Consider the following 14,508-nt stretch of genomic DNA (forward strand, 5'->3'; position numbering starts at 1 on the left):
CCACCTGCTTCTGCTGGAACCCCTGCCGTGACGAACACCCCGACCACCCTGGCCGACTGGCTGGACTACATTGAACGCCAGCACCCGGCGACCATCGACATGGGCCTGGAGCGCGTGCGCGCCGTGGCCACCGCGATGGGCCTGGGGGCGCCGGGCAAGCGCACCATCGTGGTTGGTGGCACCAACGGCAAGGGCTCGACCGTCGCCTTCATCGAAGCCATTGCACGTGCCGCCGGCTGGAAGGTCGGCGCGTACACCTCGCCGCACCTGCTGCGCTACAACGAGCGCGTGCGCATCGACGGCCAGGACGTGGACGATGCGGCGCTGGTTGCTGCGTTCAACGCCGTCGAGGCCGCACGCGGCGAGACCACGCTGACCTATTTCGAGTACGGCACGCTGGCCGCGCTGCAGCTGTTCGCCGACGCCGGGCTGGACCTGGCGGTTCTGGAAGTGGGTCTGGGCGGTCGCCTGGATGCGGTCAACATCGTCGACGCCGATGTGGCCGTGATCACCACTGTGGACATCGACCATGCCGAATGGCTGGGCGAAGACCGCGAAGCAATCGGCACCGAGAAGGCCGGCATCATCCGTGGCTGGAAGCCGGTGATCCTGGGTGAGACCGACCCGCCGTCGAGCGTGCTCGCACGGGCCTACCTGGTGGGTGCCAACGCGATCCGCGGCGGCAGCGACTATTTCTACGAGCCGATCGATGCCCAGCGCTGGCGCTGGCGGGACGTTGGCCTGCGCATGGAACTGCCAACCCCGGCGCTGGCCGGGCCGATCCAGCTGGCCAATGCGGGTGCCGCCATCGCTGCGCTGCGCGCGCTGGACAAGCCGGTGCCGCGCGCGGCGTGGGCCGCTGGTATCGCGGCGGCGCGTATCCCGGGTCGGCTGCAGGCGTTCGAGCGAGATGGCGTGCAGATCCGCGTCGACGTCGGGCACAACCCGCAGGCGGCGGGCCAGCTGGCCCGCGCGCTGAAGGCCGAAGCGTCGGCCGGGCGCACCTTGGCGGTGTATGCCGCATTGCAGGACAAGGACGCGGTGGGTGTGGTGCAGGCATTGCAGGGCGTGGTTGGCGAGTGGACCCTTGCCGGCCTGGACGGTCCGCGCGGCCAGAGTGCCGCCCGGTTGCAGGCGCGCCTGGCCGAGACCGATGCTGGCAGCGCGCAGCTGGCCGCTTCGGTCGAGCAGGCGCTGGCGCAGGTACTGGATCGGGCCGAGCGCGGTGACCGCGTACTGGTGTTTGGCTCCTTCCATACCGCCGCCGCCGCGTTGCAGTGGCTGCAGCGCAACGCCTGAGCCACGTTCAGCCAATCCCGACGCCGTCCGGTCCGGCACCCGTATAATCGACCGCAACCTCCGGACAGTTGCCGCCTCACGTGGATACGCCTCTGAAACAGCGTCTGATTGGTGCCATCGTGCTGGTCGCACTGGCCGTGATTTTCCTGCCGATGCTGGTCAAGGGACCTGCACCGGACAGCGGTGTGGCCTCGGTGCCGATCGCCGCGCCGGACGCGCCGGCCGATGGCCAGTTCGAAACCCGTGAACTACCGCTGGTGGCTCCGGCCGGTGGTGCCACCGGCCTGCAGACCGGGCAGGCCAAGCCGCTGCAGGACGCCGCCACGCCGGCCACTCCGCCGACCGTGGACACCTCGCCGACGGTCGCCGCCGGCAACTATGCGGTTACTTTCGGTGCCTACGGCAGCAAGGCCGACGCCGACGCGGTGATCGCCTACCTGCAGCGCTCGCAGCTGCCGGGCTTCGCCGAAACGGCGACCATCAACGGCCGCCAGGCATGGCGCGTGCGCGTGGGGCCGTATGCCGACCGTGCACAGGCCGAGGCCGCCCGCCTGCAGGCGGTGAAGATCCGTGCCGATGTGAAGGCCGAAGTGATCACCCTGGATGCCGCAGCGGACAGCAGCGCCCCGGTGGCAGCCACCCCGACACCGGCTACGCCGAGCGCCAGTACCCCATCCGCCGCCACCGCGCCGTCGGCCAGCAGCAACCCGGTGCGCAGTGAAAGTCTGCCGCCGAGTACGCCGACTGCAACGACCACTCCGGCGGCCAAGCCCGAGCCGCCGAAGCCGGCGCCGAAGCCCGAAACCCCGAAGCCCGAGCCGAAGCCGGAGGCCACCGCCAGCAAGCCGGCAACGGCCCCGGCCACGCCGGCAGCACCGGCCGCCAGCGGCGTCGGCTTTGCCGTGCAGCTGGGCGCGTTCGGCCAGGCCAACGATGCCAACGCCCTGCGCGACAAGGTCCGCGCCGCCGGCTTCAGTGCTTTTGTCGAGCAGGTGCGCACCGAAAAGGGCACCCTGCATCGCGTCCGCGTCGGGCCGGTGGCCAACCGTGGCGATGCCGAGCAGCTGAAGGCGCAGGTCGCCGCCAAGGTCGGCGTCGCCGGCATGGTCCGGCCGCACCCATGACCCACGCGCAGCCGCGTTGCCAGCGCCGCCGAAGGAGCGGGGCGCCATGATCGACGTGGTGCTGCTGATCGTGATCGCCGCCTCCACCCTGCTGGGGATGCTGCGCGGCTTCGTCGGCATCGTCATTGGCACCCTGTCGTGGCTGCTGGCCGCGTGGGCGGCCTTCGCCTTCGGCAATGATGCCGCCCATTGGTGGGCTGCCCCGGCGGCCCCCGGTGGCGAACACTTCGTCGGCGGCTATCTGGGCGTCGGCATCGGCGTGATGATCGTGGTCGCGGTGATCGGCATGGTCATCAAGGCCCTGGTCCACCGCAGCATGCTGACCAGCCTGGACCGCCTGCTGGGCGGGGTGCTGGGGGCCGTGCGGGGCGGCCTGATCGCCGCGATCCTGCTGCTGCTGGGCAGTTTCACCCCGTTGACTGCCGAGCCCTCCTGGCAGCGCTCGGCGGTGCGCCCACTGCTGAATCCCACCGTTGCCTGGATGAACAGCAAGCTGCCGCACTGGGAGGTTCCCGGGGCCGATCTGCTGCCCAAGGCCTTGCCGACCGACGCGCTGTCCCCATCTGCATTGATGGAGTTGGGCAAGAACGCAGGCGCCGGGTTGGGAAAGCCGGGCGCGGCAGGCGATAATGGCATCCTCAACCAGGTAGTGGCAGGCAGCGGATGGCTGCGGCCTGCGAAAGCGGAACAGGGCGATTCCTACGATCCGGCGGAAGTGCGCCCGGATGCTCCTGCACTGCCGGACAGTATCGAGCCGGGCGATCCGGCCAACGTCGACCGCGTGCGCGGCGACCACCGCGGCCAGGTACGGCCACCTTCCTTGTAACTGGGCACAGCCCAGCGGAGACCTCGCATCATGTGTGGCATCGTCGGAATCGTCGGCAACCAGAACGTCGCCGGGCAGTTGTATGACGGCTTGACCGTCCTCCAGCACCGTGGCCAGGATGCGGCGGGCATCGCCACCGCCAGCGGCAGCCGCCTGCGCGTGCAGAAGGCCACCGGCCTGGTCCGTGATGTGTTCGATGCCCGCACCATGTCCACCCTGGAAGGCAGCGTGGGCATTGCCCACGTGCGCTACCCGACCGCCGGTTCGGAAGGCATGGACGAGGCGCAGCCGTTCTACGTCAATTCGCCGTACGGCATCGCGCTGGCCCACAACGGCAACCTGATCAACACCGAGGTGCTGCGCCAGCAGGTGTTCGAACAGGACCGCCGCAACGTCAACACCGATTCGGACAGCGAAGTGCTGCTGAACGTGTTCGCCTACGAACTGGAACAGCAGCGCCAGCTCAGCCCGGAAGCGGCCATCCGCGCGGTGGCCGGCGTGCACCGCCGCTGCAAGGGTGGCTATGCAGTGGTCAGCGTGGTGCTGGGCCTGGGCCTGGTCGCCTTCCGCGACCCGCATGGAATCCGCCCGCTGGTGCTTGGCAAGCGCAGCCATGCCGAGGGTGACGAGTACATCGTGGCGTCCGAGTCGGCCGCGCTGGATGTGCTGGGCTTCCAGCGCGTGCGCGACGTGCAGCCGGGCGAGGCACTGGTCATCACCGCGCGCGGCGAGCTGTTCTCGGAGATCTGCGCCGAGCCGGCCGAGCACACCCCGTGCATCTTCGAATACGTGTACTTCGCGCGCCCGGACTCGATGATCGACAATGTCTCGGTGCACAAGGCGCGCATGCGCATGGGCATCAAGCTGGGCGAGAAGATCCTGCGCCTGCGCCCGGATCATGACATCGACACCATCATCCCGATCCCGGATACCTCGCGCGACGCTGCGCTTGAGATCTCCAACGTGCTCGGCGTGAAGTACCGCGAAGGCTTCATCAAGAACCGCTACATCGGCCGTACCTTCATCATGCCGGGGCAGGGCGAACGCGTGAAGTCGGTGCGTCGCAAGCTCAACCCGATCCACCTTGAGTTCCGCAACCGCGTGGTGCTGCTGGTGGACGATTCGATCGTGCGTGGCACCACCAGCCAGCAGATCGTGCAGATGGCCCGTGACGCGGGCGCGCGCAAGGTCTACTTGGCCAGCGCCGCGCCGCCGGTGCGCTACCCGAACATCTACGGCATCGACATGCCGGCCGCCGAAGAGCTGGTCGCGCACAACCGCAGCGTGGAAGAGATCGAAGCGCACCTGGGCTGCGACTGGCTGATCTACCAGGATCTGGAAGACATGGAAGCGGCGGTAAGCGAGGGTAATCCGGCGCTGCGCAACTTCGATTCGTCCTGCTTCAACGGCCACTACCCGACCGGTATCGAGCCGGGCTACTTCGAGCGCATCCAGCAGCTGCGTTCGGACGACGCCAAGCACAAGCGCCGCGCCTGAGGTCCAGGCGTGGTTGACGTGCCCGACGTTGGTGGTGACCTGCTGCGTGCGGCGCAGCAGTGCCTGGCCGAAGCCGACCCGCTGCGCAAGGTCGCGCTGACTCAGGCGTACGCCGCCGCGTTCCGTGCCGGTCGCCTGAGAGTGGCCGCCGATGCGCCGCTGCCGGAACCGATCCGCATGCCCGGCCGGCCGGCGCAACTGGTGCTGGTGCATCCGCGCGAGGTACCGCGGCGCGGACTGGGCGGCGTGGAAGGGCGGGCCGCCTTCATCCACGCCATCGCCCATATCGAACTCAACGCGATCGACCTGGCCTGGGATGCGGTGTACCGCTTCCGCGGCCTGCCGCCGGCGTTCCATGCCGACTGGGTCAGCTGTGCCGACGACGAATCGCGGCATTTCATGCTGCTGCGCGAGCGCCTGCAGGTGCATGACCACGACTACGCCGACTTCCCCGCGCACAACGGCCTGTGGGAAATGTGCGAAAAGACCGCGCACGATGGCCTGGCACGCATGGCGCTGGTGCCGCGCGTGCTGGAAGCGCGCGGCCTGGACGTCACCCCGGGCATGATCGGGAAACTGCGCAATGTCCGTGATGGCGAAACCGCCGATGTGCTGGAGGTGATCCTGCGTGAGGAAGTGGCGCATGTTGCCGCCGGTTCGCGCTGGTACCGCTGGTACTGCGACCGCGCCGGTGTCGAGCCGCGCGCACGTTTCAAGGAACTGCTTGTGGAGTATGCCGGCGGCTACCTGCACGGGCCGTTCAACATGGAAGCGCGCCTGCTGGCCGGGTTCGATGCGGATGAGCTGGCCAACCTTGTCGAGCAGGCCGGCTGAGAACAGGGGAGGTCCCCTTTTCTTATGCGTTCGGCAACACCACGCGCTTGCCATCCACGGTTGGCCGGTTGATATAGAACAAGCCAGGGCCTGGCCGGTACGGCAGTTCGCTGACGCCGGCATCGGCGGCGTAGGTCAGTGCGGTGTCGCCCAGCGCATCGAAGTTCCAGTGCGCCGACTGCATCAGGTAACGCCGACGCAGCAGCGCCTCCTGTGTCGCCGTCAGTGGCTGTCCGGCCACCAGGCGCCGTGCGATAGGCCGCAGGGCGGACGGCAGTTCCCAGCCGGGAACCTCGGCGGCATTTGCAGTCCATTGCACGCCGGCATCGATGGCCTGCTGCTGCATCACCTGCAGTGCGATCAGCTGGTAACGCCAGTCGATGGGCCGGCGCAGTACCACAGCGGCGGTCACATACAGCACCGGTGACAACAGCACGCTGCGGCTGCCGGCGCGTCGCTGCTGCTGCCACTGGTGCCAGACATCCACCCAGATTTCCTTCTCGTCCACGCCCAGCTGCTGTCGCCAGCGTTCGGCATCGGCCTGTGTTTCAGCATAGGCCGTGGTGGCCTGCAGCATCGCCAGTGGAGGAATCTGGTAGTCGGCAACCGCGGGGCGGCGCAGCAACTGCCGGCGCGGGCGACTGAGCAGCTTGGGCCCTTCGTCGAGCTGGTTGTAGCCGCCACCGATGTTGGCGTGCACGCCGGGCAGGGCAATCTCGGTGAACGGCGGCGCCACGCTGGTCAGTGCATAGTGCTGGCGATGTTCATCACGCGCGGTGAGCTGCACGACGTGGCGTGCGATGCCACTGCGCAGCGCCAGTTGCGGCTGTTCCTCGGCGCGGCCGCCATTGACCGCGACAACGGTGTCGAACAGCCCGATGAAGCGCAGCACCGGCGTGGACGGGGAGAAGTTCGCAGTGCAGGACAGGCCGGCGGCCTGTAGCAGCTGGCGCCAGCGCACGCTGTCCCAGCCCTGAAGTTGGTTGGCGATGTCACGTGCGGCAGCAGCGCCGCGTGAATAACCGAACAGGTCCAGCTGCACGCCATGCAGCGGTTGCTGCCAGCGTGCGGATAGTCCCGACAGTGCGGCCGGAAGCAGCACCTGCAGCGCGCGCTGCACTTTCGCGCGCACACCACTGGCGCCGATGCCGAACGCCAGTCCGATCAGGTCGTCGTCGGCATCGTCGCGGGTGCCCACGCCTTCCACGTAGATCGACAGCGAAGGTGTGGCCATCGCATCGCGGCGGCTGTCCGGATACAGCTGCTGCAGGCGTGCGATGTTGGTCAGGCCGTTGTCGTAGCTGCTGGTCAGCCGGCTCTGGTAGGTCGAATCGTCATCCGCACGCAGCTGCGCCGGACGTGGCTGCGGAACCCGGGGGCGACCGCGTGCCAGGTTGTGTGCGTTGTTGCGGGTGCCATCGAAGAACAGGCCTATCCGCAGCAAGCCGACATCTTCGTCCGTGTCCTGCGATGGAGCCATGTGCATGTCCCGTCGTGGCTACGTCACGGTAGCGCGAAAGCGGTGTATTGGCGAAGTGTAGTGACGCTTTTGACCTTAATTAACGTAGATGCGGTGGATCACAGTTCCTGATTTTCATCTCCGTCTTCTATTGAATTCACACGGCCCACGCAGGCCATATGGCCAAACCCGGCAAACCCGGGCGTGCTGCATCAACGCTGTTCACATCATTCAAGGAGCGACGCAATGTTGTCCAGATCGATTGGCAAAGCGGCAGGTGGCCTGGTGTTGGGTTTGTCGGTGGCAGCGGCCGCGCAGGCGGCACCGTTGTTCGAGCCAGTGACGGTCATCAGCCGTGCATCGGCAAACAGTGAGCCCGCGCTGGGCAAGCTGCTGGCCACCCCGTCCACCGCGACGGTACAGGAAGTGCGTGTCGATGCAGCTGCCACCGCGCAGCCGCAGCTCGAGTTCGAACTGCTCGGCCGGCGCGTGCAGGCGGTGCGCAGCAAGGTGGAGGCGCTGCCCGATGGCGGCAGCATCTGGTACGGCCAGTTCCGCTCCCCTTCGGACAAGCTGACCGCTGCCACGTCCAATGGCCAGGACGATCCGGGCAATTCGCTGATCCTGGTGCGCTCGGGCGACACCATCACTGGGTCGATCCGCAAGGACGGCAAGCTCTATCGCCTGCGCCCGCTGGGCAACCGCCACGTGCTGGTGGAAGTGGACGAATCGCGGATGCCGGCCGACCATCCGGCCGACTACAACCAGCTGCCGAAAATCCCGATGGGCGCCAACGATCGCATCGGTACCGCACAGGCGTCGTCCGGCACCCCGGCCACCATCCGCGTGCTGGTGGTGGCGACCAATGCGGCCGTGGCGGCCTATGGCGGCAACATGCAGTCGCTGGTGCAGCTGGCCGTGGCCGAGTCCAACCAGGGGTATGTCAACAGCAACGTGGGCATCACCATGCAGCTGGCCCGCTACGAGACCACCAACTACACCGAATCGGGCAGCTTCGATACTGATCTGGCCCGCTTCCGTGGCACCAGCGACGGCTACATGGACAGCATCCACACCAGCCGGAACACCTACACGGCGGACGTGGGCGTGCTGCTGATCAACAACAGTGCGTACTGTGGCCTGGCCTCGGGCATAGGCTCGACGGCTTCCACCGCCTTCGCGGCGGTGTACTGGGATTGCGCGACAGGCTATTACTCGTTCGCGCACGAGATCGGCCACCTGCAGAGTGCACGGCATGATATCGCCACCGACCCGAGCACCTCGCCGTACGCCTATGGCCATGGTTATCGCTATGAGCCGTCCAGCGGCACCGGCTGGCGCACGATCATGGCCTACAACTGCACCCGCAGCTGCCCGCGCCTGAACTACTGGTCCAACCCGAACATCAGCTACAACGGCATCCCGATGGGCAACGCCAGTACCGCCGACAACCAGCGCGTGCTGGTCAATACCAAGGCCACCATCGCGGGCTTCCGCTGAGGCCAGGCGCCGGCCAGGGGCGGTGTCTGCCCGGGTGCGTGCACCTGCCCGGGTAGATGCCAACCCTGGTTGGCACCCTGCGATCCATCATTCGCGCGCGAGCGTATCCAGCGACCAGCCGCCGGCATCCACGCGCAGCACCGATCCCTGTTCGTACCAGTCGCCCAGTACGATGCGGGTGCAGGTGCGTCCACCGGCCTGCAGCGTGTGCACCGCCGGGCGATGGGTGTGGCCATGGATCATCGTATCCACGCCGTGGCGCACGAAGGTGGCATCGACTTCGGCCGGGGCCACGTCGGTGACGGTCTCGAACTGTGCGCGGTCACCCTGCTTCATTTCCGCCTGGCGTGCCTGGCTGGCATCACGCGCCTTCTGCGCGAAGGCGATGCGCGCGGCCAGCGGCTGCGACAGGAACTGCGCCTGGAATGCCGGGTCGCGCGTCTGCGCGCGGAACTGCTGGTAGGGAATGTCGTCGGTGCACAACAGGTCGCCGTGCTGCAGCAGCACCGGGCGGCCGTACAGTTCGATCACGCAGGGGTCGGGCAGGATGCGCAGGCCGGCGCGGCGGGCATAGTCCTCGCCGAGCAGGAAATCGCGGTTGCCGCGGATGAAGTACACCGGCACGCCGCTGTCGAAGAGTGCCTTCAGTGCGTCGGCCACCGCATCGGCGGCGGGTGAGGGCGTGTCGTCGCCGATCCAGGCCTCGAACAGGTCGCCCAGGATGTACAGCGCATCGGCGCCGGGCGCCTGGTCGCGCAGGAAGCGCAGGAACAGGTCGGTGATCTCCGGACGGCTGGGGTCCAGATGCAGGTCGGAAATGAACAGCGTGGTCATGCCTGCATTCTAGGCCAGCAACGATGACGGTAGCGCCGGGCCACGCGCGGCCGGTGCAGCGGCCATCACACCGGCAGCGGCAACCAGGCCAGGCTGGCCGAGGCCAACAGGATGGCGATGCCGGTGGCGGCCAGTACATCGGACGGGTAGTGCAGGCCCAGCACCACCCGCGACAGCGCGACGCCGAAGGTGAAGGGAACCAGCAGCGGTGCCAGCCACGGGTAGTAGGCCAGCGCGACGATGGTGAACGACACCGCGTGCAGGGTGTGCCCGGAAGGGAAGCTGAACTCGTCCAGCGGCGCCACCCAGGCGCGGATGCGCAGATCGGCCGCATACGGGCGAGGGCGTCGGGTCCAGCGCTTGAGGCCCTTGTAGAGCAGTAGTGCGGCCAGCCCGGTGGCGGCCATGTGCACCGATGCACGCAGTCCGTCGAAGCCGTCCAGCAGCACCAGTGCGCCCATCAGCACGTACCAGAACACGCCATCGCCGAGCCGGCTGATGACCGAGAACAGCCGGCGCACACGGCGACGCCGGCAGTAGTGGTTGGCCCGGCGGCACAGCCGTGCTTCGCGGCCGGCCAGCAGCTCAAGCGGCGTAGTGCGCATGGCCGCTCCTCCGCGACTGGGCCAGCTCGGCCAGCAGCGCATCGAATTCGGCAACCACCTGTTGTGGATGCAGGCGCTTCATCGCACGCGCGGCGCTGCTGCCCAACTCGCGGCGCCGTGCATCATCGGCGGCCAGCTGCACGGCTGCCTCGATGAACTGCTCATCGTTTTCCACGGCCGCGCCGTTCTCGCCGTCACGCAGGTATTCGCGAGCCGCGCCATAGTCGAAAGCGACGGTGGCCAGGCCGCTGGCCATGCTTTCCAGGGTCACGTTGCCAAAGGTCTCGCTGCGGCTGGGGAACAGGAACAGATCGCCGCTGGCGAAATGCCGGGCCAGCGCATCGCCGCGCTGGATGCCGCAGAAGATGAAATCCGGGTTTTCATGTGCCAGTTTTTCGCGGGCTGGGCCATCGCCCACCCATACGAAGCGGGCTTTGGGCCGGATCTGCTGCAGGCGTCGGAAGGCTCTCACCGCCAGGCCAAGGTTCTTTTCCGCGGCGATGCGGCCGACGTAGATCGCGACCAGGCCATTGCCGTCCACGCCCCATTCCTCGCGCAGCGCCGGGTCGCGCCGGCCGGGATCGAACTGCTGGCTGTCGACCGCGCGCGCCAGCAGGCGCACGCGGTCGAAGCCCTGTTCAACAAGGAACTGCTGCAGTTCGCGGGTGGGCACCAGGGTTGCATCGGCCTGATTGTGGAACCGGCGCATCCAGCGCATCGCCGCGGCCTGCAGCCAAGCCACGCCGTAGTCGGGCAGGTACTCGTCGAAGCGGGTGTGGAAACCACTGGCGACCGGAATGCCAAGGCGGCGTGCGGTGCGCAGCGCCGACCAGCCCAGCGGGCCCTCGGTGGCAATGTAGACCGCATCGGGACGCTGCTGCTGCCAGTGGCGGTTGAGCCGGATCGGCGCAGGCAGGCCGAAGCGCAGGCCGGGGTAGCGCGGCAGTGCGGCGCCCGGAACCAGCAGCGCACCTGGCGCCGAGTCCGGTGCTTCGCTGGCCTGGCGTGGCCGGATCAGGTCGATTTCATGGCCGGAATTGCGCAGTCCCTGCTCCAGGCCCTGCACGGTGAGGGCAACGCCGTTCACTTCCGGCGGGTAGGTCTCGGTGACGATGGCATAGCGCATGGCGGGCCTCCGGGTTTCCGGCATGCTCGGGCCTGGCGATGTAGCGGATATGACCGCTTTGCGACCACGGGATGACGGCCGTCCGGTTGCCGTGGAGCCACGGCCCCGAAGGGCCGTGGCGGTGCTGCAGCAAGCGCGGTGGATCAGAAGCGCTGCTGGTATTTCATGTAGATGAAACGACCAATGTCGAAGCCACCGTAGTAGGAGAAATTGGCGCTCGGCTGGCTGTACATGACCGGACCCTGGCGGCCGAACACATTGTTGGCACCGATCGAGACGGTCGCATCCCATGGCAGGTTGTAGCGTGCCTGCACGTCGTGGAAGGTGACCGATCCGCGACGGTTATAGTCACGGCTGCCGCTGAACCATGGTGCGCGCTGGTCGGGGTGCGAACACTCGTTCGGATACTCATCAACGCCCAGGCAGCGCTCCTTGACCGCAGAGAAGTAGCGCAGGCCCCAGGTCAGGCCGAGGTTGCCGCGTTCCCAGCCCAGCGATGCGTTGGAGCGCACGCGGAAGCCGATGCCACCGTCGGTGGCGATGCCATTGCTGGGAATCGGCGGTACATCCGCCTCGTTGGTGGTCCGTTGCTCCGCAGCGACCACATAGGTGGTCTTCCAGTCGGCGCTCAACGTGCCCCAGGAGGTTTCGATCTTGTGGCCGATCTCCAGGTCATAGCCTTCGGCCTGGCGGAAACCGCTGTTGCGGCTGCCATAGCTGAGCGTGTTGACGATGCCCAGCTCCGGGTCGCGGGTAAAGCTGCCGCAGCGCTCGGCGATGCCCAGTTCGTAGCAGTCGCGGAGGATGTCGTTGGGGTGGTCGGCGACAATGGTGTTGTCGATGCGGATCTTCCACCAGTCCAGCGCGATGTTCAGCCCTTCGGCAAACGTCGGGCTCCACACCAGGCCCAGGGTGCGGCTGGTAGAGGTTTCCGGCTTCAGGTCGGGATTGGAACCGTTGGTGAAGGGCAGCGGTGTCTGCCCGCTGCTGGCGGTGATCGGCTCATTGCCCTGGCCGAGCTGGCGGTAGCTGTCTGCATTGGCGATGTCGGCGGCGCAGCGTGCACGCACCTCCGGGCTGCTGGCGGCCGCGCCATACACCGTATCGCAGGGGTCACGGAAGCCGGTGGTGAAGGTCTGCGAACCCCCACCGTACAGATTCGCGATGGTCGGTGCACGGAAGCCCTGCGCACAGGTGCCACGGACCAGCAGCTGGTCGATCGGCTTCCACGACACGCCGAACTTGCTGTTGAGGGTTCCGCCGAAGGTGGTGTAGTCCGAGTAGCGCGTTGCCGCGTCGAGGGTCAGCTGGCGTGCACCGGGGAGGTCGTGCAGCAACGGCACGCTCAGCTCCAGGTAGGCCTCGTCGACGCGGTAACCCCCTCCAGTGGGGCCCGCCGCCAGGTTGGTGGTGGCACCGGTCTGGGCCAGCGCGTCGGGAATGAAGCGCCCCTCCTCGCGGCGGCTCTCCACGCCCAGGGCGAAGCCCAGTTCCCCCGCAGGCAGCGTGGCAAGGCCTCCACTGAGGCTGGCGAAAAGGTTGCGGGTGGTGTTTCTGCCACGGGTGATTTCCTCGGGGAACAGCCAGTCCTGCAGTTCGCTGTTGCCGGTCAGGCCGTAAGGGTCATCCTGGCCATACGGCACCAGCGGATTCCAGGGCTTGCAGCCGGCAATCGGTGCCTCCGGTGTACCGCATTCCACCTTGCCGGTGGCCGGGTTGTAGAACGAAGGGCCGGTGGAATCGGCGACGCGCTGCTTGTGCAGGTTGCCGGTGGCACGCTGCTCCAGTTCGCTGCGGTTGTACTGGTAGCCGGCTTCCCAATCGAACTCGCGACCGACGAACTGGAAGCTGCCTTCAAACGCGGCCACACCCTGCCAAGTGGTCAGTTCGCTGATGCTGACCCGCGGAATCTCCCAGGTGCGGCGGTTCCAGTGCACGTCGCTTGGGTGTTCATAGCCGTGGTGGCTGCCGAACGGGTTGAACCAGCTGTCGGCGGACATCGGCGTGATGCCGGCCGCAGCGGACTGGAACGGATAGCCGGCGACCTGGCGCGTGGTGGTACGCCGGTTGTAGGCCAGCTGCGTACTGAAGCGGACCTGGTCGTTCATATCCATGCGTGCGTCGACAAAGAGCGAATCGCGCTTGATCGGTGTCTGCACGTGCATCTGCTCGTTGCTGTTGCTGACATCACCGGTGAACGGTGTGTTGTCACTGAGGTGGAAACTGTCCGGCCCGCCCGGCTGGCTGCCGCGGTCGAGGGAATAGCTGCAGCCACGGCTGCTGCTGCAGCCCGGGCCCTTGAAGCCGACGATGCGCCCCCACTGGCCGACCGTGGTCCAGCCATCGTCCGGATGACGATCGGTGTAGCTGTAGGCGCTGAAGCCGCGGTCCTTGGCCCATACGCCCTTCTCTTCGACATGCTCGGCGGCGACGCTGATCGAGGCGCGGTCGTTCGACCAGCCGGCAACCACGTCGTACTGGGTGCGCGCACCGTCACCTTCGCTGAACTGCCCGTGGTAGACATTGGCCGCCACGCCCTGGACGTTGCGCCGGGTGATGATGTTGACCACGCCGGCCATCGCGTCGGAACCGTAAATGGCCGACGCGCCGTCCTTGAGCACTTCCATGCGCTCCACCGCAGCGGCCGGAATGCTGGAAATGTCCTGGTAACCCGAAGTGGTCATGCCCAGGCGCTTGCCGTTGACCAGCACCAGCGTGCGCTGCGCCCCCAGCCCGCGCATGTCCACGTAGCTGCCGCCTGCGCTCTCGCCGGCGCTGAGCGGGCTGGCGCGGCTGAGCGCGGGGCTGCCGGTCGCGGTCAGGTTCTGCAGGATGTCTGCGACGGAATTGAAGCCCTGCCGCTCGATGTCGGCGCGGCTGATGGTCAGCACCGGCTGTGCGGTTTCCAGGTCGACCTGGCGGATGCGCGAACCGGTGATCTCGACACGGTCCAGCGTGGTGGCTTCCGGCGCGTGCTGGGCAAATGCGGGGGCGGCCAGCGCGGTGGTGGCCGTCACCGCCAGGGCACGACGGATCGCCAACCCGAGCTCGGGAATACGGATGGTCATGGGTCTCTCTCTCAGTCTTCGAAGTCTTCGGAGCACAGCCAAGCGGGGCTGCGTCAATCCCACCGCGGTGGTGGATGTTCGAACCTAGTGAAGATGGGCGCGGAGACGTATGGGCAAGCGACGAAAGTCGTGCAGACAGGTGTGACGCTTCTGCACAAAGCGGAAGCAGATCAATCGATTGCTCCGGCCTGCGGCGTTACGGCGGAGGCGAGGCAGCGGACCGGGTCCCTGATGGAACGCAGCACGGGCAATGTGGAAAGCGACAGTCTGCGCAGAATCAGAAAGAACCACGGCCCCGAAGGGCCGTGGTCGACAAGCGTCAGCAACGCGGGTGGA

Annotated in this window: 11 protein-coding genes; 6 read left to right on the forward strand and 5 right to left on the reverse strand. The window is 67.3% G+C overall.

Features of this window, described 5'->3' with window-relative positions; genetic code table 11:
* Positions 1–27: 27 nt before the first annotated feature.
* The 5 genes from folC to AC5P8C_RS17805 all read left to right on the forward strand — a co-directional run bounded on the left by folC (position 28) and on the right by AC5P8C_RS17805 (position 5,580).
* Complete coding sequence (gene folC / locus AC5P8C_RS17785; RefSeq protein WP_019659551.1) at positions 28–1,299, forward strand: bifunctional tetrahydrofolate synthase/dihydrofolate synthase; 1,272 nt, start codon at positions 28–30, stop codon at positions 1,297–1,299.
* An 80-nt stretch (positions 1,300–1,379) separates the two neighbouring features.
* The gene (locus AC5P8C_RS17790; RefSeq protein WP_495219178.1) at positions 1,380–2,423 is read left to right on the forward strand and encodes an SPOR domain-containing protein; all 1,044 of its coding nucleotides are present in this window, start codon (positions 1,380–1,382) and stop codon (positions 2,421–2,423) included.
* A 46-nt stretch (positions 2,424–2,469) separates the two neighbouring features.
* Positions 2,470–3,249, forward strand: coding sequence for a CvpA family protein (locus tag AC5P8C_RS17795; protein WP_019659549.1), 780 nt, complete (start codon positions 2,470–2,472; stop codon positions 3,247–3,249).
* A gap of 30 nt (positions 3,250–3,279) precedes the next feature.
* On the forward strand, positions 3,280–4,746 hold the full coding sequence (purF, locus tag AC5P8C_RS17800) for an amidophosphoribosyltransferase (RefSeq protein ID WP_257471653.1): 1,467 nt from the start codon (positions 3,280–3,282) through the stop codon (positions 4,744–4,746).
* Between the two features lie 9 nt (positions 4,747–4,755).
* Positions 4,756–5,580, forward strand: coding sequence for a ferritin-like domain-containing protein (locus tag AC5P8C_RS17805; RefSeq protein ID WP_495219180.1), 825 nt, complete (start codon positions 4,756–4,758; stop codon positions 5,578–5,580).
* Between the two features lie 22 nt (positions 5,581–5,602).
* Here the strand turns inward: AC5P8C_RS17805 and AC5P8C_RS17810 are convergent, their stop codons facing one another.
* A complete protein-coding gene (locus AC5P8C_RS17810; protein ID WP_495219181.1) occupies positions 5,603–7,060 on the reverse strand; it encodes a phospholipase effector Tle1 domain-containing protein in 1,458 nt (485 codons plus the stop codon).
* Between the two features lie 225 nt (positions 7,061–7,285).
* Between AC5P8C_RS17810 and AC5P8C_RS17815 the strand changes: the two genes are divergently transcribed.
* Complete coding sequence (locus AC5P8C_RS17815) at positions 7,286–8,539, forward strand: M12 family metallo-peptidase (RefSeq protein ID WP_019659545.1); 1,254 nt, start codon at positions 7,286–7,288, stop codon at positions 8,537–8,539.
* A gap of 87 nt (positions 8,540–8,626) precedes the next feature.
* Here the strand turns inward: AC5P8C_RS17815 and lpxH are convergent, their stop codons facing one another.
* From lpxH to AC5P8C_RS17835, 4 genes are all read right to left on the reverse strand, one after another.
* The gene (gene lpxH, locus AC5P8C_RS17820; protein WP_019659544.1) at positions 8,627–9,373 is read right to left on the reverse strand and encodes a UDP-2,3-diacylglucosamine diphosphatase; all 747 of its coding nucleotides are present in this window, start codon (positions 9,371–9,373) and stop codon (positions 8,627–8,629) included.
* Between the two features lie 65 nt (positions 9,374–9,438).
* Positions 9,439–9,978, reverse strand: a complete 540-nt coding sequence (locus AC5P8C_RS17825; RefSeq protein WP_010483928.1) for a phosphatase PAP2 family protein — start codon at positions 9,976–9,978, stop codon at positions 9,439–9,441.
* The gene (locus AC5P8C_RS17830) at positions 9,959–11,104 is read right to left on the reverse strand and encodes a glycosyltransferase family 4 protein (protein ID WP_019659542.1); all 1,146 of its coding nucleotides are present in this window, start codon (positions 11,102–11,104) and stop codon (positions 9,959–9,961) included. Before AC5P8C_RS17830 ends, AC5P8C_RS17825 begins: the two co-directional genes overlap by 20 nt.
* Before the next feature lie 143 nt (positions 11,105–11,247).
* Positions 11,248–14,172 carry a TonB-dependent receptor domain-containing protein gene (locus AC5P8C_RS17835; protein ID WP_495219184.1) on the reverse strand — a complete coding sequence of 975 codons (2,925 nt, stop codon included), beginning with the start codon at positions 14,170–14,172 and terminating at the stop codon, positions 11,248–11,250.
* Between the last annotated feature and the right edge of the window lie 336 nt (positions 14,173–14,508).

It is taken from the genome of Stenotrophomonas sp. YJH_SMC_46 (genome assembly GCF_059370315.1).